The sequence below is a fragment of the Georgenia satyanarayanai genome (assembly GCF_023715365.1).
Taxonomy (GTDB): domain Bacteria; phylum Actinomycetota; class Actinomycetes; order Actinomycetales; family Actinomycetaceae; genus Oceanitalea; species Oceanitalea satyanarayanai_B.
This window is the reverse complement of record NZ_JAMBNZ010000167.1, coordinates 1-391: the sequence shown is the minus strand read 5'-3', so window position 1 is coordinate 391 and position 391 is coordinate 1. Positions and strand designations below refer to the sequence as shown.

Annotated in this window: 1 protein-coding gene; it reads right to left on the bottom strand. The window is 64.5% G+C overall.

Annotation, left to right across the window (positions count from 1 at the left end):
* Positions 1-391: MFS transporter (locus tag M3148_RS17520; protein WP_251305986.1), on the bottom strand; the 391-nt coding region annotated here is incomplete at both ends.

Sequence of the window (391 nt, the reverse complement as noted above, 5' to 3'; positions counted from 1 at the left end):
GCATGACGAGCATGAGACGGCGACGCCCGATGCGGTCGACGACGAACTTACCGAGCGTCGTCATGACGAGATAGACGACGCCGACGCCGACGTTGCCCGCCTGCGCCATGTCGTCGGAGAAGCCGACGTTGTTCTTCAGGATCGTCGGCGTGTAGTAGATCATCATCTCCAAGCCGGTGATCTGCGTGAAGATCGCGACCATGATGCCGGCGAACAGTGCCGGGCGAATCCACTTCTCGCTGAACAGGGTTCGCCACTCCCCCTCACCGGAGGCCTGCTGCTCCTCGCGGTAGGTGCGCTTGATCTCGGCGATCTCCGCGTCGACCGCGCGCGTGCTCGGACGCACCCAGCGCAGCACCCGACGAGCAGGGTTGACGAACCCCTGCTGCAC